Genomic DNA, 26,041 nt, shown 5'->3' with positions numbered 1-26,041 from the left:
GATCAGATTGTTTGCGTCGCTTCTACCTAGGACAAACCCGTCTTTGGTTTTGCGCCTGGGAACTGACATTTAAGCAAGATGCAGCATTTGACTCTTTGGGCTCAAGTAGACAATCGCTGTACAAGGCATAAATGACTGCTATGCGGACAAAGCAGGAATTCGAAGACTGGTCTCGCGACCCACAAGTCAACTATGGTCGGAGTTCATCTTGCGATAGTCAGAGGGCGCCAGTCCCGTCAACTTCCTAAATGCACGGCTGAAATTGTTTGCGGTTTCATATCCTAGCATGGAGGAGATACTGGAGACTGCCTCGCGCGTATCCGTTAGGAGTTCCTCGGCCCTTGCTACCCTAACATCGTTGACGATTTCGCGAAAACGAACCCCTTCGCTTGCTAACTTCCGTTGTAGTGTGCGAACGCCAAGATCGAGCGAACGCGCGGTGGCATCAATCGACATTTCCTCCCGATGAAGTTGTTGCCAAACCACCTCCTCGACTTGTCCTCTAAGTGTTTGAGGTGGGCCGCCCAATCGTTCGCGTGAAATATCTCCGACAGTTGTCGAGCCTCCGCTAAGTTTTTTGGGCGCGGCTTCGGAGCTCAAAGCCGAAGCTTCAAACTCAACCCCAAGGCGGGTGGCGTTCCAGATTACAGGACAAGCGTAAGTGTCTTCTGCCTCGACAAACCCAGGAACTTTCGGGAAGTCCAAGAGCACGGCCGATGGCTTCCAATCGTTTCCTAAATACGCGCGGAATATGCTCAGAAAAACCCCAACGGCCGAGAAACCGATGTCCGGATATGCGAAATGCGAGCGAAGTCCAAAACGATAACAGTAGCGCGCGCTAGTGCCCGAAGTTTCAAGCCACGCGCGATCCGTGGACGAATGAAATGGCATGACGGCAGAAGCTCGTATTAGCGCTGCCCCCAGCGTTGGAGCAGAAAGAACGTAACTCCCCCAGGCGCCGTAGTCAGCGACAGTGAGATACGGTGACCACAACAATCCGATGTTTTGTTGTCCCGTGGATCGTGCGGCTTCGTGCACAAAGGTCGCCAAGGCATGCTCCGAGATGTAACCGCCTCTTTCCTCAATGAAGTGAACAGGAAGATCGGCAGAGTCAAAAGCACGCAACAAGCGTCTTTCCCCAGCGGCCTCAAGCACAAACTGGGGCATCGCGCCCAAGGCCTTGGCCGAAATCATCGGTGGTAGGTTCAATCCGTCAACCCGCTTGTTCGCCCGCGTGTCGTGAAATGATACGCATCGGCTGAACGGATGTGCAAGCTTTCCCTAAACAGCAGGGAGCATTGCAATATGAAAATACTTCGGCCATTACACGGCGGTTTTTCGATGCATTTTTTGGGAATGGTGCTCGGCGCAGGTATTTCTGCTTCACCAGTTTTCTCCCAGTCCTTCAACGACACGGGCGACATCCTTGCACGATCAGCCGAGGTCGAGGACATCGAGTACAAGATTATGGTGCAGCGTGCCACCCAGACGGCCATTTGGGGAATGCCTGCCGCCGGTATGATCGATTTCCTCAAGGGCATTCGCCGCGACCTCGGTGGCGACTACAATGACATCATTTATCTCAACAAGCCGTTCGACTCCAAACATGGGTTTCTTACGGCCAACGATGTTACGGCCTATGCTTGGGCTTCAATGACCTCCGAACCCGGTCCCCTTGTCATTGAAGTGCCCGCTGCCACCGACAAGGTGAACTACTTCGGTACAATCGTGAATGCTTGGGATGTTCCTATTGTGGACGTAGGTCCCGATGGTTTCGATGAAGGTGTCGGCGGCAAGTACCTCATGCTACCCCCAGGCTACGAAGGGGAAATGTCGCTGGAGGAATTAACTGAAGCGGGATACCTTCCCTTTGAAACAGATACCTACGAATATGGTTTTTCGTTCCGGCCAAAACTGACGAATGGCGGAACGGACGCCGATGCGGCCGAGTACGCTCAGACGATCAAAGTGTACTACCTGTCCGAGGCCGACAATCCGCCACCCAACAACTATCTCGAAGCGTCAGAAGTGCCGTACGACTCGCTTCCATACTACAACGAGACATTCTTTCAGGACCTGAACGATTACGTTCAAAACAACCCGATCCGTCCACAAGACAAGGTTATGGTGAATTTTCTGAAAGATCTCGGGATCGAGGAGGGAAAGCCTTTCGAACCAAGTGAACTTCAAATGCAGGCAATGAACGAGGGATTGTTGCTCGCGTACGCCTCGATGCAGAACTACTTTGTGACGCCCGGGAAAGCCATGATCCCACTTTGGGTCGACGATAGCGGCGAGATGAGGAGCCAGTGGTTGATTTGGGATTTCGCGGATGGTCAACCCGAGGCTGGTTTCCCCTATGAGACTGAGACCGAAGTCCTTGTGGATGCGCGTGCGGGCGGCAGTTATTTCTGGATTACATACCTGCCGAAACAACTGGGCGGAGGTACATTTTATCTGACAGGCCTGCGCGACAGCGACGGGGAAATGTACGATCACAATCAGACCTATAAACTGAACGTCCCAGCGGATACACCTGCCGACGATTTCTGGTCCGTGATTGTTTATTCGATGGAGACCAAGAGCTTCATTCGGAACGTTGATCCTGTCGGTTTGTCCGAGCGCGACACTGATGCGATGCAGGCTAATGAAGACGGTTCTTACGACATCTTTTTTGGACCAGAAGCACCGGAAGGCATGGAAAGCAACTGGATACCAACCACAGAGCCGTACTTCCTTTTGTTTCGTCTATATGGGCCGCAAGAAGGATGGCTGGAGAGTGGCTGGATGCTGGGCGATCTAGAAAAAGTAAACTGATCAAAACAAACAGTAATTCCCAATGGAGCGAACAATGAAAACAAAGTCGTTAGCTGTGCTGACTGCCCTGATACTCGCATCGCATTCTTCAGCCCAAGAATTCAAAGCCGACGTTCCTGAGAATGTTCTTACACCAGACAAGGTCGAGACCCAGACGCTTGGTGATCTGGAATTCTTCGATGGTATGCCATCACCTGAGACGGTGGAGAAAGTCTTCGACAACCTTGATCTGATCAGAGCAACGACTGCTTTCCTGGATGGCATGAAGATCGCTTCGCTTCGAGCTATGTTTCAGGGATACGAAGACTTGGGCGTCAATCCCAATGACGTCGTGATTGCAGAAGACCTGCTGGACGCGCGGTCCATCTGGCTGACGCCCAATACAACCACAATCTACATTGGTTCGAATGTCGATATCTCGGATGGCCCGATGGTGATTGAGGTTCCGGCAGGCCTGCTTGGGTTGCTTGATGACGCCGCGTTTGACTATGTGACGGATATCGGGGCGCTTGGCGCGGATAAGGGAGAAGGTGGCAAGTATCTACTTTTGCACAACGACGATGAAACGCCGGTGCCCGAGGGCTACTTCGAACTACGCACAAAGACATATGAGCACTGGTTGTTGCTAAGACGCTCGCCAGACGCAGACGGAGATACGGCTGGCCCTGTTGCCGAGATCAAGGCGGGTCTGAATATCTATCCGCTTAGTGAAGCGGACAATCCTCCCGCGGAAATTTTCCTGAATATCTCCGGTGTTCAACACAACACTGTTCACGCGAACAACGAAGACTTCTTTGAAGAGATCCACGTCGCACTCGAAAACAATCCAATTGGTGCGTTCAGTCCGGAAATTGTAGGAACGTTTGCTTCCATAGGGATCAGGAAGGGCGAGCCCTTCGAACCCGATGCCCGTATGCAGGCCATTTTCAAGGAGGCAGCAGCAATCGCAAACGCCACGGCGCGAGCGATCACGTATGCCTCGCGCGATCCGGGAGTTTTCTTTTATGAAGACCGGCAATGGAACTCACCGTTCCAACGCCAGAGCTATCTTTTTCTTGAGGACGGCGCGCGCATCCTCGATGATCGGTCGTACTTTTTCTATATGGCAACGGGCATAACGCCTGCGATGACCTCGCCACCGGTCGGGACGGGGTCTGTCTATGCGATGACAGCGCGAGACAGCAACGGACAGTACCTTGACGGCTCAAAAACCTATAAGGTAACGCTACCGGCGCCGGTTCCCGCCAAAAACTTTGCGTCGTTTATGTTGTATAGCGGACAGACTCGGTCAATCCTTGAAACTGACCAGCAATCCGGTGGTATCGACTCTAATAGACCGGGGATAAAACCGAATGAGGATGGGAGTACCAGCATCTATTTTGGTCCAGAAGCCCCAGAAGGTTGGGAGAACAACTGGGCGCAAACCATGCCCGGGCAAAGCTTCAACGTGATGATGCGCCTCTACGGCCCGCTCGAGCCTTGGTTCGACAAGACCTGGCGTCCCGGTGATCTGGAACTGGTAGAATAAAGCGACAACCGCGACTATCGGGCGACGCTACTTTTTGGCGTCGTCTTGCATTTTCTTCGGTGTCGGTTTTGGGCTCAAAGCGGTCGTCGGCGGCGGCGTGTCAGAATGGCGGTCTGGACAGTCTTACAAGGGAGCGTGGTGTGGGGAATGGACTTCTACCGCGGATCTGGACGTACTAGGCAACGCAAGGAGCGTGCCAACGGATCGAAGGCAAATGTTGTGATAGCACGACATGCTTCGCGCCTGTCCTAAGCGGCGCTAGTCTCCCGTCATAGCAACGCTGAAAGGAGCCGCCCAATGTCCCTCTTCTCTAAACTCTTCGGTGGTGGTGAAAAGTCGGAGCCGGAGCCAGTCTCTTACAGAGGGTTCGAAATCTTTCCGGACCTGATGCCCGAAGGTGGCAAGTACCGCCTTCTAGCCCGTATCGAAAAGACCATCGGCGGAAATCGCAAGACCCATACAGTGATCCGGGCGGATGTTTTTGAGACCCGGGATCAGGGCGAAAGCTTCAGCATCGCAAAGGCGAAACAGGTGATCGACGAGCAGGGCAACCGCATTTTCGATTAAGCAAACAGACAGCCTAATTTATGCGATGCAATCGACGGATGGTTCCGCAAATTAGACATCCGCCCCGATCTGGCGAAAGAACGCTAAGCAAGCCAAGCAGTCATTGGAAGTCTTAGATGCCCGATACATGCAGCTGCAATCTGGGTCCCAATTTCGTCTATTTTACAGCATGTGCTACCCTGTTGCATTTATCGTATGCAATTGAGGGCTGAAGATATGTGGAACATGGAACAGTTTGTAGCGGACTGCCGGACCGCAGTAGATCAGGACGCGTCTCACAAATCGGTGGCTGAGGTGGTGGACCGGGCGATGCGCGATCCCGCGGGCGTGACGCAAGCCTTGGGAGAGCCGACCGAAAGCGGTATCTTTCCCATTTACAAGTCAGGTGATCTGACAATCGTCAACGTCGTATGGAAGCCAGGAATGACCATAATGCCCCACAATCACGAAATGTGGGCCGTGATCGGTATTTATGGTGGCCGAGAAGATAACATTTTTTGGCGGCGCGTAGCAGATGACCCTAACGGACGCATTGAAGCGGCGGGGGCTCGAGCATTGTCGACGGGTGAATATGCTCCGCTTGGTAAGGACCTCATTCACTCGGTTACAAACCCTATCCCCAAGTTGACCGGAGCAATCCACGTATACGGCGGGGATTTTTTTGAAGCTGAGCGAAGCGAATGGGATCCTGAAAACCTGACGGAACATGCCTATGACATGTCGAAGGTTCGCGCGTTATTCGAGGACTAGTTTGCAGTTTGACAATCTGCGCTGGCAATGCCTTAGGCATGTTCCGTCTATACGTCAGGCTTCGCTGATAGCCGATTACTATCTCGTTGAATTGACACGGGGTGATGATCTCGGATTATGGACAGATGAGCAAATTACAACGCCCCCCGAAGCCTCGGCCACGCCCATTTCTTCCTAATCCGGACCGCTACGAGCAAATGGTCTATCGCCGTTGTGGGCAGTCTGGCATAAAGCTACCCGCGATAAGCCTTGGGCTATGGCACAACTTTGGTGGGGATACCCCGCACCAGACAAAGCGCGATCTCTGCCGCACTGCTTTTGACTTGGGTGTAACGCACTTTGATTTAGCAAATAACTATGGCCCACCACCGGGATCGGCGGAAGAAGCATTCGGTGAAATTTTAAAAACTGATTTCGCAGGCTATCGGGACGAACTCATCATATCTACCAAGGCAGGGTATGATATGTGGCCGGGCCCCTATGGGGAGTGGGGATCACGAAAGTATCTTGTGGCCTCTTGTGATCAGTCGCTCAAGCGGATGGGGTTAGAATACGCAGATATCTTTTATTCCCACCGTTACGATCCAGATACCCCTCTGGAAGAAACTATGGGGGCCTTAGACTATATAGTGCGCTCTGGGCGCGCACTTTACGTCGGAGTTTCAAGCTACAACTCGCAACGAACGCGCGAAGCGCTGGCCATCTTGAAAGACCTTGGCACGCCGTGCCTGATTCATCAGCCGTCGTATAACCTACTCAACCGTTGGGTTGAGCGGGACGGGCTGTTGGATACGCTTGACGAATTGAACGTGGGATCGATTGCGTTCACGCCACTTGCCCAGGGTATTTTGACATCGAAGTATCTGAACGGCATTCCCGAAGACAGTCGTGCGACCCAAGGCAAGTCTTTATTGGACGGCATGATCAACGAACGTTCATTGACGAGTGTCAGGGCTCTAAACGACATAGCGGCGTCACGCGGTCAATCATTAGCTCAGATGGCGCTTGCTTGGGTGCTGAGAGGTGACCGGATTACGACAGCCCTTGTTGGCGCTTCGCGACCTGAGCAGATCGTGGATTGCGTAGGTGCGGTCCAGAATTTGGAATTTACCGAAGCGGAACTCGCTAAGATTGACGAGGTAAGCTCGGAAGAGGAAATCAATCTCTGGGCGCGATCCTCGGAAATTGAGTAAGATTGTTGACCACTGATTTTTGGTGCTAGCAGGTTCTTCTGCTTAATCGCATGGCGTTTCTGCTTTGGGCATAGTCTTTCTCCGTAACAAAGGTCGACAATGCTCACGCTGCCCGAGCCCGTGGCCGAAGCCCACGGACCACAACCGTAAAAACCTGTAAGAAACCCGTAAGAAGCTTGGGCAAGGCGTGGAATTTTGGCATGCTGGCGCTGTTGAACCCAGCAGTTCCCAAGACCAAAATGAAAAATTGGACGTCTCTTTTTGCTCAAAAACTACGCTCCCATCGAATTGGCAGCGGTCGCCATGGCCGTATGACTCAAGAAGAATTGGCGGTGAAGCTCAACGTAAGTGTTGACGCCATTAGCAAATATGAGCGCTCGCTGTCGTATATCCGTGGTGACCTTGAGTACCAGCTGCAAGAAAAGCTCGGTTGGAGCTTGGAGGATGTGGTCGCTTGCCGAGAGGATTGGGAGGTCGGGCGAGCGCAACATTCAGGGTCTGCCTATCGTTTGTTAAACAATCAGGAAGTAATCAACGAATTCGGTGGCTCCTCATCGGCGGTAACACAAGCCGTGGCATGCATGGAGGTGGATGATGGAGATGGTTTGCCCGGTGGCTTTTCGGCCGCTGACACGGTATGGCGTGATATACAAAAATCGGGCCTTTTGTCAGGGCCCTATGTAATGCTTGGGTCGAAAATTGTTGGACACGTTGGATTGATTTTTCCAAAGTCTGATCCCGAAAAGAGTTTCTATGAACTTCTGTTTGATGAAGCGGAGCTTACGCCGGATCTTCTGAAACGCCCTTTGCTACCGGGTGACTACTTTGCATATTGCCCAGCGATTTATGTCGCGCGCGGTCACGAGAGCGCAACTCGCTTGCTCCTTTCAGGTTTTGTTTCAGAGTTGGAAGAGCTTCTCGAAAGGGAGATTTTTGTACGTGAGATCGGGGCAATCTCAGTGAACGATCTTGGGACTCAATTGTGCGAGGACCTTGGTCTCAAGTTTCTTGGAGCCCATCAGCGGTACGCGGGTTTCGGGGTCTGGACTTTAAATTGCTCGGGTATCGCCAATTCAATTGTTGGGCGTCGAAGTGCTAAACTTCGAGATGCTTACCTAAATACACTCCCGCCAAGTTGACGCTGAAAGTTTCCAGTTCCGCTTCGGGCTGAGGTGCTCAACCAAACGAACTAGCGGTATTGCGAAGTATCCGGGCGACTTTGCCCGGAAGACCGCTCTCGTCATCTTGGGCAAAGACCGCATATGCTGCGAAGGCAAACCGAGGGGCTTCCTTTATCAAGCTTAGTTGACCACTCCTAAGTTCCGCTTCTACGACCCGTTTTGGAAAGTAGCCGGAAGATGGAATGGACTTCAAATACTGAAGGCCCAGGGTCCCGATACCCAATTGAAGACGAGGTGCATCAAGCTCTGGAAAATTCAATAAATGCTCAGCCTTAAATTCAGGGCCCCAATCTATGAGAATGTACGCATCTCCCAGCTTGTTCGGCAGACCGATGGGACCGCTGCTTACAAGAACAAATTCATCTTGGAATAGTTGGAGGGCAGACAATCCCGACGCCCGTCGGGGCTGGTACATTATGGCCAAGTCGAGGTCGCCCTCTTCGATCTCCCGCGACAGAGCATCGGAAGAAGCTGCGGAGGCCCGTATGGCAACGTCTGGCAGCGTTTCCATCAATTCGGGTAAAGCACCCATAAGATATCCGTCCCAAAGGCTGGGTGCGGCGCCAATCTCTAGCGCTGCTCTTATTGGAACAGGGAGACCAACGTCCAACTTCGCTTGTGCCCAGGTTCTCACAAGCAACTGTGCGTGTTTGAGAAAGTGTTGTCCCGCATTCGTCAGCGCTGCGCCAGATTTGCTGCGGTCAAAAAGCACTTGCCCAAGTTGCTGCTCTAAAGTCCGAATTCTCATGCTCACCGTAGATTGGGTGACATGGACCTTTTTCGCAGCATCAAAGAAGGTGCCCGTTTCAACAACGGCCAGAAAGGTTCGAGCTTGTTCGATATCCAAGGATTATCTATTCCATTTTTCGATATCATCCGAGAATAAAATTCGTTTTTCAACACAAATATTTCGTGCGATATACCAAGTGCAGCGCGAAAGTGCCCCCACCAGATCAGAACGCTAATCAACAATTCTCATTTTGTAGTGGAGATCCCGAGCTGAGGAACCGTTGCAATCTGACCCCTGTGGATTTGCCACCAACACCGGAGCGCTGCACCAACCCCACAATGGGCAAGAAGCCCATTTTCTCATGGAGAAAACAAAATGAGTCGAGTTTCTATTGTTGCTCTTCTCTCTTCGCTGTTTGCTGTTCCGGCATTCGCCATGCCCGCTGATCTTGACATGGACGGTGATGGCCTGGCGTCGCTGGCAGAGCTTCAGACCAAGTATCCTGAAGTCTCGGATGATCTCTTCCTGGAGATCGACGCGAATGCCGATGGTTTCATCAATGACGACGAATTGGTTGCCGCCGTTGACGCAGAACTTCTCCCTGGTCCCACAGGGGATCAGTAAGCAAAGGTTGTCACGGTTATGAGGAAGCCAATCCCTCCCCACAAATGGCTGCTTGCCGCGATGGGTATTTGGTTGGTTTTGTCCCCCTTTGTCCTGTTTCGTGAGGAAACGCTGTTGCAGGGCATGGCTGAACTTGAAGCAATCGCCTTCATGGCAACTGGCATTGTTGTTCTGGTCATGTCCGGCGCTGACGGCCGGAGCCACCTTCTCGCACGGGTGGCTCCGGTATCGGCAATGGGGTTCCTGTTGCTCGTGGCGCCGGCGGCGTTGAACTTCACCGGCCATATTGTGGCGACGGCCAATGCATGGATAGCGGGATCGACGCTGATCGGACTTGCCGCTTGGGAGGCAATGGCGAGCCGCGGATTGCGTGCAATCTCGTAAACTGGCGCGGGGCTGGCAACTGCCCCGCGTTTTCACATTCAGACTATCTAAATGATCTCGTCTTCATCAAACATTGGATCGCCGTCGAGCTGATTGGCGATCATGTCGACCCGCATTTCAACATCTGCGCTCGTCGTTTTTGCGATATGAAACAAGGCGTCGCCCTCGTGCACAAATGGCAAATTAGTACGGCCCACAATGATGCCGTCCGCTTCTCCAAGAACGTCCATTCTGATTTCACCAAACGGGTCCGAGATCCGGCCGAGCAAGTCGCCGACCTCTACATATTCGCCCGCTGCCTTGAATGTTCTTAGCAACCCACCAGCCGGAGCGCGTACCCAGGAACTCATTCTTGTATGAACGGGCGCCTCACGCACAGACGCGATCCCGCGCTTGGCAACCATGCCCATCGCGTTCATTACCCGAAGAATACCGGCGAGCCCCGCCCGCGCCGAAAGCTCGTCAAATCGAAGCCCTTCGCCACCTTCGAACAGCAGCACGTCGACGCCGCGTTCTTGGGCCGCCTTTCGAAGGGACCCGTCGCGCAACTTGGAAATCATGACGACCGGCGCACCGAACGCATCGGCGTATCTGATCGTCGCATCCGAGGCCGGAGACACTCGAATCTGAGGCAGGTTGGTGCGGTGAATAGCGGCAGAATGAAGATCGATACCGAGATCGGAACGCTCAACAATTTCGGTCATGAATATATGTGCGAGGCGGCCCGCCAATGATCCGCCCTCGCTACCGGGAAAAGACCGGTTCAGGTCACGCCTGTCTGGAAGGTATCTCGATTGGGTCATGAAGCCGAACGCGTTCACGATTGGCACAACCAGCAACGTGCCAGCGATCTTGTCGAGTTGAGGTGCCCGTAGCAATCGCCGCGCGATTTCGACGCCAATCACCTCATCGCCATGAATTGCCGCGCTGACAAACAGGACTGGCCCTGGGCGGCGGCCGTGAACCACATGCACTGACATGCTGACCGGCGTATGATCGGACATCACGCTCACCGGCAGGTCCAGCGTAGCCCGCGTGCCTGCTGGGACGGTGAAACCGCCGATTTCAAATGGTTCGCGCATGGCTGCTATCCGCGCCCTCTGGTCTTGGTGTTTCCCTTGGCGGCGTTCTTTTCCAGAAACTCGATGATCTTGCCTGCAACATCAATTCCAGTTGCCTTTTCCACCCCTTCAAGTCCGGGTGAGGAGTTCACCTCCATGACAACTGCCCCATGATTGGCGCGCAGCATATCTACGCCGCAGACATTCAGCCCCATCGTCTTGGCTGCGCGCACAGCGGTAGAGCGTTCCTCGGGTGAGATCTTGATTGGCTGGGCACTTCCACCCCGGTGCAGGTTGGATCGAAACTCGCCCTCGGCACCTTTGCGCTGCATGGCTGCAATCACGCGCCCACCAACCACGAGCGCACGGATATCCGCACCGCCCGCTTCCTTGATGAATTCCTGAACCATGATGTTAACTTTCGCGCCGCGAAAGGCCTCAACTACGGATTTTGCCGAGCGGTTTGAATCGGCAAGAACCACCCCGATGCCCTGTGTTCCCTCCAACAGCTTGACCACCAGTGGAGCGTCGCCCGCGAGTTTGAGAACTTCTCCGGTTTGCTTCGGATCATGAGCGAAGGTGGTGACAGGCAGGCCAATGCCGTCCCGCGCCATGAGTTGCATGGAACGCAGCTTGTCTCGCGATCTGCCAATCGCCACTGACTCGTTGAGCGGAAAGACCCCCATGATCTCGAACTGTCGCAGCACGGCCAACCCATAGAATGTGACCGACGCTCCGATCCGGGGGATCACCGCGTCATAACGCCCAAGCTTCTTACCGTCATAGTAGACCTCGGGTCGGCGTGAAGCGATGTTCATATAGCAGCGCAGCGTGTTCACTATATCAAGCTCATGTCCGCGCTGCTCAGCGGCTTCTTTCAGACGACGGTGGGAGTAAAGCTCTGGATTTCGAGCCAGCATGACAAATTTCATTGGCGTTGTCCCTCCGGGTCCGTGCTTCTTGCTTTCTGTTTGATCCTTGTTGGAGCTTTTCCGGAACCCAGCAGATAGGAGTGACCCGGATCGACTAGAATCCCCCGCCTGCGAATGGCGGTGCGGCCAAGGATCAGATCAAATTCCATCTTCGCACGGTTGGCCAGAGAGACGTCGATCTGCCAACGATGCCGTCCAAGCAAAAGCTGCGTTCTCACGATCAGTCGACGTTCGGGGACGCCACCTGTGTTCTTGATCTCGCGTTCGTCGACAACCCTGGTTCGAACCCGGTTTGGTGAACGGCGGTTTTGGACTGGTATCATGAACTCGACCCATCGCTCGCCGTCAATTTCAAACACTGTCTGGTCCACAGCATGGAGTGCTGCGGTTCTTGCACCGGTGTCTATCTTGGCCGGGATATTCTCTATTCCGAAGTCGGGCAGGCTGATGCGTTCACGCCAACCTATGATTTCTGGGTGTGAGACACGCTTCACCATAGCATCTACTCTATGCAGTCATCGTTGGCACGTCTGTAGTTCACAAACGAATTGGCGCTCATCACGACAAAAAACGTGTCCATGTCGATTAACACGTACCCAAGTTCAAAAATTGCAACCGACAGTGCACGGATGTCTGTTTCGTATAAACGTCTACGCCCTGCAATCCGACGGACGAGCTTGTCCGGGATTCGATAGCGCCCATTTGGCTTACCGCCAAAGTCCTGATCGTAAAGTTCGGCCAGGCGTGCGGCGGTCATAGATATCCAGTCATTTTCAAGCATGATTTTTACCTATATTGGCGAAAATAATTTGTCTATAGGCAAAAATATTCTGCTATAGAGCTTGTACTGGCCAGAATCTCCACCAATGAAACGAAGATGAGAGACACCGATACTATCCCGAGGGAACTGGAAACGCAGTTGCAGCAAGCCCTGGCAGAGCGTGACGGGGCCGAACTCGCACAGCTGCTTGATCCGCTTCCCTTGAGCGATGCCCTGCGTGAACTGCTCAATCTACCAGTAGAGCAGCGGAGTGCCGCACTATCTTTGCTGCCACCGGAACTAGCTGCCGAACTTGTCGAAGAGGCGCCGAACGCGATGGCGGTCGATCTTGTCGAGCGCATGGAGTCGGAGCAGGCCGCAGAGGTCATCGAAGAGCTGGATTCTGATGTTCAGGCCGATGTCATCGGAGAGCTTGAAGACGCAGATGCGGAAGCGATCCTTACCCGGATGGATCCTGAGGACGCCGCAGATGTTCGTCGGCTGGTAGAGTATGAGGACGATGTTGCGGGAGGCCTCATGGCTGCCGAAGCCTTCACGTTTTCCGAAACGGATACAGTGGGAAGAGTGCTCAGGCGCTTCGCAAATGAAGAGTATGACCTTGAACGCTATCGGGGTCAGCATCCCTATGTGCTGGATTCAAATGGCACTCCAATTGGCGTGGTCTCACTACGCAGCCTCGTGTCCTCACGCCGAAGCGCACGCCTGATCGATATCATGGTGCCCCCAATTACCGCCCCAGCCAACATGCCGCTGGAGAAGCTGGAAGACTTGTTCGATGAACACCCGTTTCTTGGATTACCGGTCGTTGAAGCGGACGGGCATCTGGTGGGCGTCGTCTCGCGGTCTGCCGTCGATGAAGCCCTGCTGGAACGTGCGGAATCAACCAGCCTGAAACGCCAGGGTGTTTTCGGCGATGAACTTCGGTCGATGCCACTGCCGCTTCGGGCGAGGCGACGGCTTCAATGGCTCTCGGCCAACATTGTTCTCAATGTGATCGCGGCCAGCGTAATCGCCGCATATGAACAAACCCTTGCCGCAGTGATCGCGCTTGCAGTGTTCTTGCCGATGGTGTCCGACATGAGCGGCTGCTCGGGCAATCAGGCCGTCGCCGTCAGCATGCGCGAGTTGTCCCTGGGCCTTGTCCGGCCCATCGACGCCATGCGTGTCTGGTTCAAAGAAGTGTCGGTCGGGGTGATCAATGGGTTCGTTCTGGGGCTTCTGATCGGCGTCGTTGCCTGGATGTGGAAAGGCAATCCGTTTCTGGGGCTGGTGATTGGAGGAGCACTTGGGCTCAACACCGTCGTCGCCGTATCCATTGGCGGTGTTCTACCATTGCTGTTGAAGCGTATCGGTCAGGACCCCGCCGTCGCCAGCGGCCCTTTGTTGACAACTATAACCGACATGGCGGGGTTCTTCCTCGTCTTGAGCCTTGCAACCGCAATGATGCCACTTCTGGTTTGACGTTTTCCCGCACCCCAACCATCAGTTTGGTCGGGCGCTTTCTTACGAGGAAAAAAGAATGACGATCTCAAACATTGTCGAAGCACAGAATCTAAAAAGACGCCCTTTCTGCGACGCGGACACAACCGTATTCGAAGCAGCGGTCGCGATTGCACTTTTGGAAGTGAATGCCCTCGCTGTACTTAAGAATGACAAGTTAGTCGGGATCATCACGGATCATGATGTGCTGCTATGCCTCGCAGATTCAGGGTCCTCCTTTTACGAGCAAACCGTGGATGACTGGATGACAGAGAAACCAATCACATGTGCGACTGGTTCGAAACTTTCAACTGCTCTCAGTCTGATGGCGAAACACGACATTCGAAACTTGGTCGTCACTCAACGCGGCGAGCCTTATTCCGTCGTGAGCAGCAAAGAGATACTTGCACGGATTCATGAGGAAGAAGAATTGGAACTGAAAGTGTTGCGCGACAAGGCACGCAATACACCTGATCGATCTGTTGTTTGAGGGGTAAAGGCATTTGCGAATATGAGCAAAACCAGAAAGGCCGCCCGAACGACAGGTAAGCTGTATGCGCAGGTTGCAGCGCTACCTTTGAGATTGTCAAACGCTTCCAAGGTAGAGGTGTTGCTGGTGACGTCCAGAGATACAGGACGTTGGGTCCCGCCAAAGGGATGGGCGAACAAGAAAAAAAGTCCGTGGTCGTCCGCGAAGATCGAAGCCTGGGAGGAAGCAGGCGCTTTGGGCGCTATTTCCAAAACACCGCTTGGGACATTCGACTATTTCAAACTCCTCGATGACGGCACCGCAATAACTTGCCGCGTGACACTCTATCCGATGGTCGTGAAGAAACTCAGCAAGAATTGGAAGGAAAAACACGAGCGAAAAAGGTGCTGGTTCTCGCCAGAGCACGCGGCCCGGAAAGTGAGAGAACCGGAGTTGGGTGCAATGATATCAAGTATCGAGGCTCCGCCCGATTGGTTGCTGACAGTGTTGATGAAATACCCCAGCGTCCAGTGAGCACATATCTGCCTGCCCCGGAGTGCGACATAGTTTTGGATCAATCTGGAAAAGCATGACATTGGTATCAGCGAAATGCCGGGCCATGGGCCCAGACGGTCAATGAGCGTCGATGACCATGCTCCACTGGCGTCACCTGATGGAGCAGGAAGCTCGGGAAAATAGTCGCACAGCCCTGATAACGGCTGGCCGTGACCGCATAAGCACCGGGCATGATTTCCAGGTCACCACCGTCGTACATTCCCGGTTTGCTGAGTTGCACGACCAGCGTCAGCTTGCGTTTCCGAGCGGTCGGCCCATCCCCGATATCAGAATGCCATGCAAAATGGCCTCCAACTGATGCCTTGTAGCAGGCAATTTGCGGACTTTCGGCAAACTCGTTCAGGTCGAAGCCGAACTTGTCAGCATTGGAACGACGCACCACTTCAATCAGCCGCGCCATCACCCACCCTGTGCCTTGAACATCATCCAACCACGTCACATCTGCCCTGCGGAGATTGTGGTCCTTGTTCTGCCCGACGAGCAGAGCCTCGTTCGTCGGGGCTGTTTTTGACTCAGCAACAATCTGCTCACATTCCCGCGCGGAAAATGCACCGGGAATCGAATGAACTTCCAACATTCTGAACACCATTTTCGATTGGTGCTGAATTTTGCCAATCCACGCTTATGCCGCTGCGCTGTTTTCGACCTAAGAGATCGAATGCGACATAAAACTTCACGTAGGCCCAGAATACTGAGAACATAGACGTCTGTTGCGGCCTGCACCCAATACTTTGCAAAGTCTGCTTTCTGCGCATCGCAGACCTTCGCGAGAATCCCAGGTTCCTTAGGGAGGCCCTTTGCGGGATTGAGAAATGCAAAGGGTCGTAACCACAACGACTAAGCCAAAACTGATTGAATTCGTCGCCAATGCCGACAATCGCGCAGCGCAAAACTATGGGCGAACTGCGCAAACTTATGGGGTGTGCGAAGTGTTATGCGCAAACCTACAAAATCTGTAGGTGCGCTCATAACGCTACATTCCCAACATTGATTTCATTGAAGAAAATCTTGGAAGCTTGCCCATAACTCTGCGCGGTATTTGCGCATAACTTTGCACGATTTGCCCATAAGTTTGCGTGCCACAGAGAACCCATCGAACAAACCAGCTCCTATGGCTTATCTGCAATGCTCAAATGTAACTTATTCCCAATCGCCAGCAGACGAGCGCCACGTCTTAGCGTCCGCATCCCAAACACTGGCGGTGACGCAAGGCGTTGGGTTTATTCCGTCGCAATTGGATCCATGAATATCTGCGACGACAACGCGTTGACGCCCAAAATCAACGACCGTCCAACCTTGGTTAAGCAAAGAGTGCACCTCTTCACTAACCCAAAAGTGCGACATGCATCCGCCAGTTCCGCAATAAAGAGATGCGGCGCTTGAACACGCGAAACCAGACTCATTCAGAACCCAGTCGTGTTGAAGATCTCCGTCGAGATCGACCCTTTCAACCGCGCCCCAGGCTATGTCAAACTGACCGTTGTTGAACTCCGCGCATGCCTGCGCCGCCAGATCAACCTTTGCTCGCAAACCGGTTGGAAGTTGCGAAACGTCAGCCGCGACAACTGGTGAGGTCCAAACCAGGCCCGAACCAAGCAGGATCGCAGATACCAAACGTTTCAAGTAGCTTGCCAATTGGGAAGCCGGTTGGAAGGTGGCTTCAGTTGCATTGTTCATACCTGTAGTCCCCGTATTCCAGCCAGTTTGCCGAGCCTTCTTTAAAAATCAGAAATTCGGACCTGTCTTCCCCAAGCAGGGCGACAACAAATCCCGCCGGCGGCTCAGAGTTTCCGAAGTAACTGTAGGCTGTCATGGCTCTGATTAACTCGCCGTTGACCGTTACTCGTGCGTCCCACTCCCCCTCCGGGTTTTCCAAAATCATGGGTTCGATCACGCGTTCTATCGCTCCGCCTCCACAATAGACGATGCCTTCGGGTGCTTCGTAGGAGGTCTCTTGGCTAACTTCTAAATCGCACGCAGAACGAAGGGACCGAATTGCTGCGCTGGAACCTTTCAAGTCAAAAATTCCGTAGCTGACATCTTGATCAATCATCGACAGATTAACCGATGCATTGGCCGCAAGCTGGTCCAGAACAAAACCATAGTCCGGCTGACTATTGAAACTGACCTCGACGGGATAGTTGTCGACGATCTGCACGGCAGCGTTTTCTGCGCCAACCTGAAATGCTCCAACTTCGGTGGTGCCGTTCTTCAAGAAACGAATGGAAAGCCCCTGCTTGTCCGCAATGTCCTGGCTGTCCTCGTATCCAGCCGGAGCAAAGCGAATACGGTCACACTGAAGTTCCAGCGTCATGTTTCCTGTCTGAATAAACGCATTGGGGTTGGGCCCGGAGCTGAACGACCACTCCGCTGATGCTGTGGTCGCCACTGCCATCAGTAGCATTCCAATGGAAATGGTTTTGCAGCTCATTTTTTTCTCTCCATTGAGTTACGGTTCGCACTGTCGTTCAGCAGAAGTTCCAGCCAATTGCCCGGACAGCCAGATCAGGAAACAGGTTCGCCGTATTCGTTTGCGCCTTCTTGGGAAGGTCGTGTCAGCCACCAGATCATCAGAATGGACAGAACCAATTGAAGGATTGAGACAACAACGATACCGGTCACACCCAGGACGGCCGCAGGTCCTCGCAATGCATCGGGATTTTCGGTCCCTTGCTCCAATACTGAAAAGAACGCTACCCCACCCAGCATAACAAAAAGCGTTGTAATACTGAGCGCCATCGGCAGCAGCAAGTACCAGCCAGGTCGTCCTGTATCATGCAGCCTCCGCCAACCGGCGGCCAGCATAGGTATGAGAACGGCCAGTTGGAAAACAGAGGACAGAACCCGAGATCCCTGCCCTGTTTCAGGGTTGGTCCCGAATATGATCGTATCCAGCACAGCTAAACCAGCACTCACGACAACCACAAACAAGAAGAACCACCAATATTCTGAGCGTAAAGCCCGGCCGGAGAACTGGAAGTACTTCGAGAAACACGTTTTAACGGCTTCACCAAATCCCATCTTTCAATCCTTTTTCAGTTTCTGTACGGCCTCAGAACGCCTCGCCGAGCCAAAAGATCACATTCGCCCTTATGGACGCTCCCACTTACCTTTTTGTTTGAAAGCAGAAGCCTATCGTACGGGAGCGTAGTGAATTTTGCGCGCGGAAAAAGTATTGATTTATGAAAAATTAGATTCAAACATGCGAATTCGACACAACTTTATTTTACCTCGGTTGTTGTCGTTGCTGCTCGCTGTGCCGAGCCCTTCCGACTGCTGGAGTGAGTGCTGGCGGTCGGAAGGCACTTTACAATGATTGAGCGCTGGGAGGACGCGATGCTCAGACTAAACGTACTCGCCCTATTTCCAGAATTCGCTCGAGCTTTTGCCAGTGTCGTCATTCAGCTTTCACACGTTGTTGGCGGTCTCGGTAGTCAAAGTAAAATCGCTCTGCCCGCCAAGCCCCCCGCGACAAGTTGTTGGAAAGGGAAATCACTGGGTCGAAGTATGTTCCATAGCCTGCTCTGACGTGAGAACTTCAAACAAGCCCATCCAATTTCACTAATTTCAAGGGAACCAGAGGGAGAAGAAAATGTCTAACAAGATGGTGATGATTGCAGGCGCGACATGTTTCGCACTGCTTGCGGCCTGCGACGACACGAGTACATCAAGCGCGTCCGCCGAGCTCACGCCGGCTCAGCAGGCGTGTTTGCGAGATGTAGCCAACACGACGAACAATTCGCAAGTCGTGGTGCTCACATCCGCGTTTAGCGAGGCGGGAACACAGGTCACAGTCGGCGTTGGCGAGGATCGTGCTCCTTGGAATTGCATTGCTTACAGTGATGGCGCGACAGCTGGTATCGAGTTCCTTGGCGACGAAGGCGCATTGTGACCTGTTTGGTGCGTAGCTGAATACGGCTACGCAGCACTGGCTCACTCTTCGGATAGTTCGACTTGGTTTGTAGAATAACCACCATCGTATTCGCCATCCTTTACCTGCTGGCCTTGTTTGCATTCTTGACGGGTACATTTGGTTGGCTGGGGCAAGAAAGAGACCCTTTGTCCGGGGTGTTCCTTTTGCCGTTGGGACTACCTTGGATACTTGTAGCGGACTTGGTCTTTGAGTCGGCCAAACCATGGTTCGCGGCGATTGCACCGGTGCTCAACCTGTTGGCGCTGGTTTTGATTTGCAGGTGGGCACGCGGTTTGCGCCAGCAGTGAAGGCTGAACTCTTTCTCACCAAAAGGGAGGAAAACTTGGGAAAAGTGATCTTGGGTATCGTGATCGGGCTCGCCCTCGGCGTGGTTGGGGCGATGACCATGGGTGGCGGTGCCGCGATAGGTGTCGGCGTTGCGACAGGCTTGTCCGCCGGTGTTTGCACCACATTGAAAGGAGCACAAGCCGAGAACCTGATCACCGCCGAGCAAGCGGATCAAATCCTCAATCGCGTAAATTCCGAGATGGCATCTCTGCAAGGAATTGAAACGACAGGCGAGATCGTCGGCAGCGCACAGGCATGCGACGAGTTTCTGTCAAAGTTACGAGAAACGAAGTGAGGTTCCGCTTTGCACGGAACAAAACTGTAAGGATTAACCAACAGGGGACCATCTGATGAAACTCAGTTTACTAAAACTCCTCACACCCATGTTTGTATTTTCGGGCACAGCTGCTCTTGCAATGTCAGAAGCCGATGACGCTTGTATCGACCACTTGCGGCAGGTTGGTGGACCAGACGGTCAATCCGGAACGATTGAAAGCTCAGAGTTCTCAGAGGCGGGTACGCTCGTCATGCTGCGAGACGCAGGTGGAACACTTTGGCGCTGCATCGCGTACAAGGATGGAAACATCGGCGAGATGGCGGTTGTCGAGGCGATGGATGATGGCGGTGGAGCAGTGGCAGGCGCGGCCGGTTCTACCGGTAGCCAACGTGTCAAATTCGATGGTGGTTCCACCGGCGCCGAACTCGTTGGTGAACTCGCGCCCGGAGCGTCACAGCAATATGTTCTCGGTGCCAAAAGCGAACAGTTCCTTTACGTTCGCGTTGCTCCGCGAAATGGCTCCTTGGACTACGTTATTCGCAACCCCGATGGTTCTGAACTGTTGGGATTGATGTCGGCGGACAAGGAGTATCGAGGACAGCTTTGGCAATCTGGTGATCATGTTGTGGAGGTTATCAATCGCAGCAACTCTTCCGTCGACTACAACGTCATTTTCGGAATTGAATAGGTGATCAATCAGAAACCCTGGAACGCAAGTATAAAAAGAGAGGGAAAAACAGATGAAACCCAAGGTCCTATTGGTGATCGGCACGGCGTGTACTACCGCGCTTGCAGCATGCGACGACAGTGGCGGATCAGTGGATGCAAGCGCACCAACTGTGGGCAGCTCTAGCGATCTTTCGTCATTTGAAGGGGCAAGAGCGGGCCAAGCTGAAATGGGCATCCAAAGTCTCGGATTTGAACTCATCCGAAGCGAAGGTCTGACCTCGTACTGGTTTAACAAGGATACTGGTGCATGTGCTCGGATTACGACGTCTGAGGGAAGGTACTCAGAAGTAGCTATGCTGCCATCAGGTGACTGCTGACAAATTTCCATCAATCCCAAATCTTGAAGAAGGAGCTCAAACTTGCATTTCGACCTGGCACACGCGGCGGTCATCGTAGTCGCCTTGATCATCACTAACCTGGCATTGAAATCGGCTGGCGTGATCAACGAAGAAAACAAGCACCAATGGAATTGGAAAGTTTTTCTAGCCTACTTCGTGGTCGTCGTTATCATCAATCTGGTGTGGCCTATTTAAAGTTCCACAGCGGAAAGCTAACTGCCCACTTGATATGGTCGTCGTGAATTAGCCTTTCCGAGAGACTATCAGGTCGCAAAGGTTTGGGCATCAGAGGTTCAAGAATAGAAAGGAGTTGGCATGCGGTTTTTTGCGTCCCTCATATTCATTGGTTTTCTCGCAACCGCTGCGAACTCTGACGTGACCAGTCGAAATGGCGGTCCAACCAACAGTCAAATGCTTTCAAAGGGGGGTGACGGAGGCGTTGATGGTGTCGCTTTCTTTCGCCCAGTCTTAAGCGGAGTGTTGTATCGATCCGGTTTCAAGGGCGGCGACAAGGATCGAACTGGCCTGAGTGAAGGTCAACGCGAAACTCTGTGCAATGAAGGGTTTTCAACCGGTTTTTATGCCGACTTTGGCAAAAACACCGAATACGGTCGCACCAGTTGTGGAAACGGGTCCCTTGACTATCAAAGCGCCAGATCCTCCCGACCCGGTGCTGTCATGGCGTCCATACACGAGGTGATTGAAAACCCTGGAAAGGGCCCTGTTCTGGTGCACTGTATGTGGGGGGTTCATTCCTCAGGTGCATTGTCGGCGATGGCGCTCGTTCAGTTTTGCGGTTGGACAGAAGAAAGGGCCAAGGAATATTGGAATGATGCCCGAAACGGGGCCCCATGTTCAGGCGGGTGCGACCAGTGGATCGACTCAAAATTCTCCAACTTTAGTGTTGACCCCAAGTTGAAAATCTCCACCGAACAACAGGCAGCGATTTGCCCTAAATGATACCGGGAGGACTATCCAAATGAAGTTCAATCTTCTGGGGTCACTTGCTCTCATTGCACCCACTGTCTTGTGGGCGAACGACGATGTTCTAGGTGAAGCCACGACATTTGATAGTCCCAATGGTGTTATGGAACGCTGTATTCGGATCGAAAAAGTTCCAACGGGCGAGTACAAGAACAGCGATCTTGAAGAAGAAACTGCCTATTGCGAGATCGATTTCTATGCCTCCGAAATTGCCATTTGCCCGAAAACCTGGAGCACCAGCCCAGGAATGGCCGTCTACAATATTTCGGAAGGACCTTACATGGGGAACCGTTCTGAATTCGAGAGAAACGCTTGCAAAGAGGGGAAGGCAGCAAAAGATCTGGCCATGGACAGGGTGGCTAAATTCAAGTCCACCATGAACCAAAAAGGCACCAGTGGAACGTTTTCCACGTCTTCACTGCTTTACTATCATTTCTCCAGATATTTCGACGCGACTGTCAAAGTTCCAGTCGCCGTTTGGCGTAGCATGGACGCCCAGGCGCATTTTTCAGAGGTCGCCGAGCCTGGCCTTGCGATTTCTGGTGGCTCTCATGGCGGGCGCATGAACCACGAAGGCTGGCGGGTCTTCGCAGCTGCGGATGCTGACCCGAACTCATACCAGCCAACCGACGATCTGTTCACCGCAGATCGAACGCAAATATATGGTGTGCTGCTTGATAGCCCTGGGCATCGATACGGCTCGGAAATCAACGGCACCCGTAAATCTGGTTGGGGGAAAGGTCAGAACCGCGATTTTCAGGAAACCCCCGCTTTCTTGGCTTTGCGGTCTTCAAAACCATTGTCAGAGGCAATCGCAGAGGGCGTCGGAGAAGGCAGAAAAGACCGGATGATCAACAAGGATCTCGGTCCCGATGTCAGCGACCAACAGATGGCATTTTGGATGCAAGAACTCTCCGAAATTGTTCTCCTCGACTTCATCTTTAGCCAGCAGGACCGCGTAGGAAACATAGACTTCACACCCTATTGGTATTGGGTCGAAGACGGAAAGCTGAAGCATAAGAAAGCGAAGCACCATCAGCCAAAGGATGGAGATGTTCCTGCCCACGCGCTTTTGATCCGTCGAAGCAATCTAAACGACAACGATGCTGGGGGGCGGGTCGAGTATGCCAACTTCGCGAAATCTACTCAAATGCTGGAGAAAATGCGGCACTTCTCTCCAAGCACCTACCGGCGCTTGGTTGCTTTGAATAATGATCTTCAATCTCAAGGTCCCGTCTACGGCTGGTTGTCGCAAAGCTTTGGGTTGTCAGACAGTCAGATTGCCCAAGTTGTGAAAAACACCGAGCTGGCAACGTCCATTCTCCAGGACAATTGTTCTAATGGTGATTTAATGTTCGACTTGGATCCTGTCGCATTCTTTTTGAGAAACGACACCGAGGTAGAGGCAGTGGACTGTAATGCCCCGTAAGCTTTCCACCCTTTTTACGGCGTTCATTTGGACCGCTCTGATCGCCTGCAAAGCGGTGGCATTGGATGTTATCGTCATATCGGATCTGAACGGAAGCTATGGTTCGGTAAGATACGATGCCCGCGTCGACAAAGCGATTGAGCGGATAGTCGAGATTGATCCCGATTTGGTTATTTCGACCGGAGATATGGTTGCGGGACAGCGCATCCCCAACTTATCCGACAAACAGGTCAGGGAGATGTGGAAGGCGTTTCACGAGGCCGTATCAGACCCTTTAGAGGCTGCCGGCATTCCATTTGCGGTCACGCCTGGGAACCATGATGCCTCTGCGTACCGTGGGTTCGAGCGTGAAAGAAAAATATACGCAGAAGAATGGGAACCAAGAAAACCAGACGTCGACTTCCTGGTTTCGGATGACTACCCGTTCTTCTACGCGTTTGAGATGCAGGGCGTAACGTTTGCATCTTTGGATGCTACGACCTTAGGGCCGCTATCCGGTGATCAACAGGACCGACTTGTGGAACTGGGTGCAAATGGAGACCCGATTGTGACTTTCAGTCATCTTCCGCTTTGGCCCTTCGCGATCCAGCGCGAACGCGAAATCATCGGTGACTCAACACTTGAGAAAATCTACCTGGAAAGCGGTGTCGTTCTGCACCTGTCAGGCCACCATCATGCCTTCTATCCCGGTTGGAAAGACGGTGTGGCCTACGTCTCTCAAGCTTGTTTGGGAGGTGGTCCGCGTCGGCTTATTGGCGATAGCGCCAGATCACCTCACAGCTTCACTCATGTTAAGTTCCAGCCGAACGGAGAGTTTGGGATAGCAGTATATCGAGGGCCTGATTTCGAAAGGTCGGTAAACTTCAAGTCGCTCCCGAAAGAGATCAGATCTCCGAATGCTGTTTTGAAACGATTAGACCTTGTGAAATGACTAGAGGTTGAGTTTCAGTTCGACTTTTTCTGGGACCAGATCGTTTACCATCTCTTCTATCCGGGCTTCTGAAAGTCCTCCCGAGGTGATGAAAAGCAACGAAACGCGAGATTTTCCTGGGACGTGGTGTTTTCTGACAAGCTTCCAGCCAGCGTCTGCGGCCATGGCTTCAATGTCTCGGCTGACTTTCAATGAGTGTTCTTCATCCGAAGCCTTGAGCGAAACTTCCACGCCCTTGTTTCGCCCTCCGAGCCAAATGAAACACCAACATACAACCGCCACCAGTGTGGCCATCAAGGGTAAGCCCAGCCCTACCGCCAGCCCAAGCACGGTGACTATAATCATTTCCACCGTGTCGACCGGGTCATCCATATTTGATCGGAACCTTAACAGAGCTCCTATTCCAAAAATCACGAACCCGATCATCGATCCGTGCTGTACGACCAGAAAGCCAACCGCCATGCCGACAAGCGCATAAAGGAAGAACAGTCGCGGCATGACGATATCGCTGACACTTCTACGGGCTTTACGTCTCACCGGATGATAGACGATCAAGCCAGCCAGAATGATCGTGACGATCACATCGAGAGTAAAGAAATACAGTTCCTGTTTGCCACGAAACTGCGTCCACTGGCGTTCGATGAGAATTTCCGATTCCGAAGCCCCGGCCAGCATCGTCGCAGGGTCGACTTGTGACACCGCAGCACCTGGCAACAGCAGCATCAACAACACGGTCACAAATGTGAGGGTCGTATTCAACTTGTCTTCCTTCCTGCTCACGCCAAAGGCTTACGCTTCACCAAAGGCACATCGTGCCCTATTCAATTCAATCGCAACAGGCGGGATCAGGTAAAGAGATTACCGTGCATTCTTCGGACATCGCGTCCGGACTGTGATACGAACGCTGATACAAGGATATGGTCCAAGCGCGAGAAAATTGAATGGCAGAAAACAAAGTGTTTCCGTCAAAACCTACAATTTCACGGTGTTTCTGCAAACTTAGACGACTCGCTTTTACGGCCAGCTTGGTTGCGGCAGCCTTCTTGCCTTGGACCGATTTTGCCTACGCCGAAAGTGCTGGTTTGGTTCTGGTCGATAAATTCAAGGTGGCAGACAAATCAGAGGGATTTTCAGAGCCTTCCGGTTTGGCAATGTCTAACACTGAAGGCTTCTTGTGGTCTGTAAGTGATGCCGAACCTAAACTGCACCTACTCGGAGTCGACGGGGTATTAGGAAACTCTTTCAAGTTGCCAGCATTGGCAGGATCAGATTTGGAGGGTGTTGCACCTCGAAAAGATGGGTCTGTTTTGGTGCTTCAAGAAACTGACCGATCAATCCTAGTCGTTCACCCAACTGACCCCATTCAACTGACGACAATACCTCTCGCATCTCTTAAAGGTTACCCGACCGCCGCTGAATTACTCGTCGGCAACCCTTTGAATAAGGGACCCGAAGGTATCGCCGTTGACCCGGAATCCGGGCGGGTCTTCGTTGGCATTGAGGGACAACCAAGGTTGTTAATGGTGTTATCGCCAGAGCTAGACGAAATTATTGAGATCATTCCTTTAGCCCGCGATGCAGGTTTTATCTCCGAGCGTGTAGATGATGATGAACTGGATTTGAGCGGCCTGGCATGGTCCCGGTCCTCGCGTTCTCTTTGGATTGTGAGTGACAAAGGCCGTCAGATCTTCATCTACAATCCAGAATCCAAGTCCGTAAAGTCTATCAGTTTGACGTTCACAGAAGATGGAAAACAAAAAGAAGTTAAACATCCCGAAGGGATCGCTCTTGATGAGATCAGAGGGCTTCTCTATATCCTGACAGATGATGCCAAGAAATCGCGGCTTTATGTTTTTGAGCAACCGGAGTTGTGAGGACTGTCCTACTAGTTCTCTACTCTGCGTGGTTGAAAAGCGGGGTTGTGTAAATGAGTGCCGTCTTATGTGCAGCATATTAAGTAAATCTGCGCTCTGTTCGATATGTTTCTAAAAAACATCACCTGATCAGCCCCACTTGTGTG

At 52.7% G+C, this 26,041-nt stretch carries 29 protein-coding genes; 18 read left to right on the top strand and 11 right to left on the bottom strand.

The features are described from left to right. Window positions 1-186: 186 nt before the first annotated feature. On the bottom strand, window positions 187-1,194 hold the full coding sequence (locus tag AC2FIM_RS12260; protein WP_496732038.1) for a helix-turn-helix domain-containing protein: 1,008 nt from the start codon (window positions 1,192-1,194) through the stop codon (window positions 187-189). Window positions 1,195-1,305: 111 nt separating this feature from the next. Here AC2FIM_RS12260 and AC2FIM_RS12255 point away from each other — a divergent pair, with 111 nt between their 5' ends. From AC2FIM_RS12255 to AC2FIM_RS12230, 6 genes are all read left to right on the top strand, one after another. Continuing rightward, on the top strand, window positions 1,306-2,817 hold the full coding sequence (locus AC2FIM_RS12255) for a DUF1214 domain-containing protein (protein WP_271952817.1): 1,512 nt from the start codon (window positions 1,306-1,308) through the stop codon (window positions 2,815-2,817). Between the two features lie 34 nt (window positions 2,818-2,851). Next, the gene (locus AC2FIM_RS12250) at window positions 2,852-4,345 is read left to right on the top strand and encodes a DUF1254 domain-containing protein (protein ID WP_170570601.1); all 1,494 of its coding nucleotides are present in this window, start codon (window positions 2,852-2,854) and stop codon (window positions 4,343-4,345) included. Window positions 4,346-4,642: 297 nt separating this feature from the next. Next, window positions 4,643-4,912 (top strand): HlyU family transcriptional regulator, encoded by a 270-nt coding sequence (locus AC2FIM_RS12245; RefSeq protein ID WP_281973667.1) that lies wholly within the window; start codon window positions 4,643-4,645, stop codon window positions 4,910-4,912. Between the two features lie 225 nt (window positions 4,913-5,137). Beyond that, the gene (locus tag AC2FIM_RS12240) at window positions 5,138-5,662 is read left to right on the top strand and encodes a cysteine dioxygenase family protein (protein ID WP_246097323.1); all 525 of its coding nucleotides are present in this window, start codon (window positions 5,138-5,140) and stop codon (window positions 5,660-5,662) included. Between the two features lie 125 nt (window positions 5,663-5,787). Further along, the gene (mgrA, locus tag AC2FIM_RS12235; protein WP_142639603.1) at window positions 5,788-6,855 is read left to right on the top strand and encodes an L-glyceraldehyde 3-phosphate reductase; all 1,068 of its coding nucleotides are present in this window, start codon (window positions 5,788-5,790) and stop codon (window positions 6,853-6,855) included. A 200-nt stretch (window positions 6,856-7,055) separates the two neighbouring features. After that, entirely contained in the window at window positions 7,056-7,994 is a 939-nt protein-coding gene (locus AC2FIM_RS12230) for a helix-turn-helix domain-containing protein (RefSeq protein ID WP_496708323.1), read from the top strand. Between the two features lie 37 nt (window positions 7,995-8,031). On the opposite strand, the gene AC2FIM_RS12225 is transcribed toward AC2FIM_RS12230, so the two are convergent. Then, a complete protein-coding gene (locus AC2FIM_RS12225) occupies window positions 8,032-8,883 on the bottom strand; it encodes a LysR family transcriptional regulator (RefSeq protein WP_496679755.1) in 852 nt (283 codons plus the stop codon). Between the two features lie 258 nt (window positions 8,884-9,141). On the opposite strand from AC2FIM_RS12225, the gene AC2FIM_RS12220 reads away from it, so the two are divergent. Both AC2FIM_RS12220 and AC2FIM_RS12215 read left to right on the top strand, forming a co-directional pair. After that, window positions 9,142-9,390, top strand: coding sequence for an EF-hand domain-containing protein (locus tag AC2FIM_RS12220; RefSeq protein WP_170332111.1), 249 nt, complete (start codon window positions 9,142-9,144; stop codon window positions 9,388-9,390). An 18-nt stretch (window positions 9,391-9,408) separates the two neighbouring features. After that, a complete protein-coding gene (locus AC2FIM_RS12215) occupies window positions 9,409-9,774 on the top strand; it encodes an SPW repeat domain-containing protein (RefSeq protein WP_496679752.1) in 366 nt (121 codons plus the stop codon). Window positions 9,775-9,821: 47 nt separating this feature from the next. Here AC2FIM_RS12215 and AC2FIM_RS12210 read toward each other — a convergent pair whose 3' ends face one another. From AC2FIM_RS12210 to AC2FIM_RS12195, 4 genes are read right to left on the bottom strand one after another with little or no spacing between them, the layout of a single operon-like run. Then, window positions 9,822-10,856 (bottom strand): succinylglutamate desuccinylase/aspartoacylase family protein, encoded by a 1,035-nt coding sequence (locus AC2FIM_RS12210; RefSeq protein ID WP_496679751.1) that lies wholly within the window; start codon window positions 10,854-10,856, stop codon window positions 9,822-9,824. 5 nt (window positions 10,857-10,861) lie between these two features. Continuing rightward, the gene (gene rimK / locus AC2FIM_RS12205) at window positions 10,862-11,767 is read right to left on the bottom strand and encodes a 30S ribosomal protein S6--L-glutamate ligase (RefSeq protein WP_170416203.1); all 906 of its coding nucleotides are present in this window, start codon (window positions 11,765-11,767) and stop codon (window positions 10,862-10,864) included. After that, window positions 11,764-12,264 carry an ATP-dependent zinc protease family protein gene (locus AC2FIM_RS12200; protein ID WP_496679747.1) on the bottom strand — a complete coding sequence of 167 codons (501 nt, stop codon included), beginning with the start codon at window positions 12,262-12,264 and terminating at the stop codon, window positions 11,764-11,766. The genes rimK and AC2FIM_RS12200 overlap by 4 nt, the downstream gene beginning before the upstream one ends. A gap of 5 nt (window positions 12,265-12,269) precedes the next feature. After that, window positions 12,270-12,548: a hypothetical protein gene (locus tag AC2FIM_RS12195; RefSeq protein ID WP_496679745.1), complete on the bottom strand. Its 279-nt coding sequence runs from the start codon at window positions 12,546-12,548 to the stop codon at window positions 12,270-12,272. Between the two features lie 96 nt (window positions 12,549-12,644). On the opposite strand from AC2FIM_RS12195, the gene mgtE reads away from it, so the two are divergent. The 3 genes from mgtE to AC2FIM_RS12180 are packed head-to-tail and all read left to right on the top strand — an operon-like array spanning window position 12,645 to window position 15,030. After that, window positions 12,645-14,009, top strand: a complete 1,365-nt coding sequence (gene mgtE / locus AC2FIM_RS12190) for a magnesium transporter (RefSeq protein WP_496708321.1) — start codon at window positions 12,645-12,647, stop codon at window positions 14,007-14,009. Between the two features lie 58 nt (window positions 14,010-14,067). After that, window positions 14,068-14,517 (top strand): CBS domain-containing protein, encoded by a 450-nt coding sequence (locus AC2FIM_RS12185; protein WP_496679739.1) that lies wholly within the window; start codon window positions 14,068-14,070, stop codon window positions 14,515-14,517. A gap of 21 nt (window positions 14,518-14,538) precedes the next feature. Then, window positions 14,539-15,030, top strand: coding sequence for an NUDIX hydrolase (locus AC2FIM_RS12180; protein ID WP_496679737.1), 492 nt, complete (start codon window positions 14,539-14,541; stop codon window positions 15,028-15,030). 67 nt (window positions 15,031-15,097) lie between these two features. Here AC2FIM_RS12180 and AC2FIM_RS12175 read toward each other — a convergent pair whose 3' ends face one another. From AC2FIM_RS12175 to AC2FIM_RS12160, 4 genes are all read right to left on the bottom strand, one after another. Further along, a complete protein-coding gene (locus AC2FIM_RS12175; RefSeq protein WP_496679735.1) occupies window positions 15,098-15,649 on the bottom strand; it encodes a 2OG-Fe(II) oxygenase in 552 nt (183 codons plus the stop codon). A 563-nt stretch (window positions 15,650-16,212) separates the two neighbouring features. Further along, entirely contained in the window at window positions 16,213-16,749 is a 537-nt protein-coding gene (locus AC2FIM_RS12170) for a hypothetical protein (protein WP_170668087.1), read from the bottom strand. Continuing rightward, window positions 16,733-17,503: a hypothetical protein gene (locus AC2FIM_RS12165; RefSeq protein ID WP_496732035.1), complete on the bottom strand. Its 771-nt coding sequence runs from the start codon at window positions 17,501-17,503 to the stop codon at window positions 16,733-16,735. The genes AC2FIM_RS12170 and AC2FIM_RS12165 overlap by 17 nt, the downstream gene beginning before the upstream one ends. 74 nt (window positions 17,504-17,577) lie before the next feature. After that, window positions 17,578-18,093: a DUF805 domain-containing protein gene (locus AC2FIM_RS12160; RefSeq protein WP_170555158.1), complete on the bottom strand. Its 516-nt coding sequence runs from the start codon at window positions 18,091-18,093 to the stop codon at window positions 17,578-17,580. Window positions 18,094-18,664: 571 nt separating this feature from the next. Between AC2FIM_RS12160 and AC2FIM_RS12155 the strand changes: the two genes are divergently transcribed. The 6 genes from AC2FIM_RS12155 (at window position 18,665) to AC2FIM_RS12130 (ending at window position 24,021) form a co-directional block, all read left to right on the top strand. After that, on the top strand, window positions 18,665-18,964 hold the full coding sequence (locus tag AC2FIM_RS12155) for a hypothetical protein (RefSeq protein WP_496732033.1): 300 nt from the start codon (window positions 18,665-18,667) through the stop codon (window positions 18,962-18,964). A gap of 244 nt (window positions 18,965-19,208) precedes the next feature. Beyond that, window positions 19,209-19,628: a hypothetical protein gene (locus AC2FIM_RS12150; protein WP_271952805.1), complete on the top strand. Its 420-nt coding sequence runs from the start codon at window positions 19,209-19,211 to the stop codon at window positions 19,626-19,628. Window positions 19,629-19,683: 55 nt separating this feature from the next. Further along, window positions 19,684-20,298: a hypothetical protein gene (locus AC2FIM_RS12145; RefSeq protein WP_271952807.1), complete on the top strand. Its 615-nt coding sequence runs from the start codon at window positions 19,684-19,686 to the stop codon at window positions 20,296-20,298. 400 nt (window positions 20,299-20,698) lie between these two features. Beyond that, window positions 20,699-20,872, top strand: coding sequence for a hypothetical protein (locus AC2FIM_RS12140; RefSeq protein WP_170355752.1), 174 nt, complete (start codon window positions 20,699-20,701; stop codon window positions 20,870-20,872). 784 nt (window positions 20,873-21,656) lie between these two features. Beyond that, window positions 21,657-23,090 carry a hypothetical protein gene (locus tag AC2FIM_RS12135; protein ID WP_281973660.1) on the top strand — a complete coding sequence of 478 codons (1,434 nt, stop codon included), beginning with the start codon at window positions 21,657-21,659 and terminating at the stop codon, window positions 23,088-23,090. After that, window positions 23,080-24,021: a metallophosphoesterase family protein gene (locus tag AC2FIM_RS12130; RefSeq protein ID WP_271952812.1), complete on the top strand. Its 942-nt coding sequence runs from the start codon at window positions 23,080-23,082 to the stop codon at window positions 24,019-24,021. The genes AC2FIM_RS12135 and AC2FIM_RS12130 overlap by 11 nt, the downstream gene beginning before the upstream one ends. On the opposite strand, the gene AC2FIM_RS12125 is transcribed toward AC2FIM_RS12130, so the two are convergent. Continuing rightward, window positions 24,022-24,780 (bottom strand): DUF4956 domain-containing protein, encoded by a 759-nt coding sequence (locus tag AC2FIM_RS12125; RefSeq protein ID WP_271952813.1) that lies wholly within the window; start codon window positions 24,778-24,780, stop codon window positions 24,022-24,024. A gap of 182 nt (window positions 24,781-24,962) precedes the next feature. Between AC2FIM_RS12125 and AC2FIM_RS12120 the strand changes: the two genes are divergently transcribed. Further along, entirely contained in the window at window positions 24,963-25,895 is a 933-nt protein-coding gene (locus AC2FIM_RS12120) for an SdiA-regulated domain-containing protein (protein WP_142639638.1), read from the top strand. Window positions 25,896-26,041 lie beyond the last annotated feature (146 nt).

Source organism: Ruegeria sp. CDSC052, assembly GCF_059610685.1.
The sequence above is the reverse complement of the archived record's forward strand: the minus strand, read 5'-3'. Positions and strand labels throughout refer to the sequence as shown.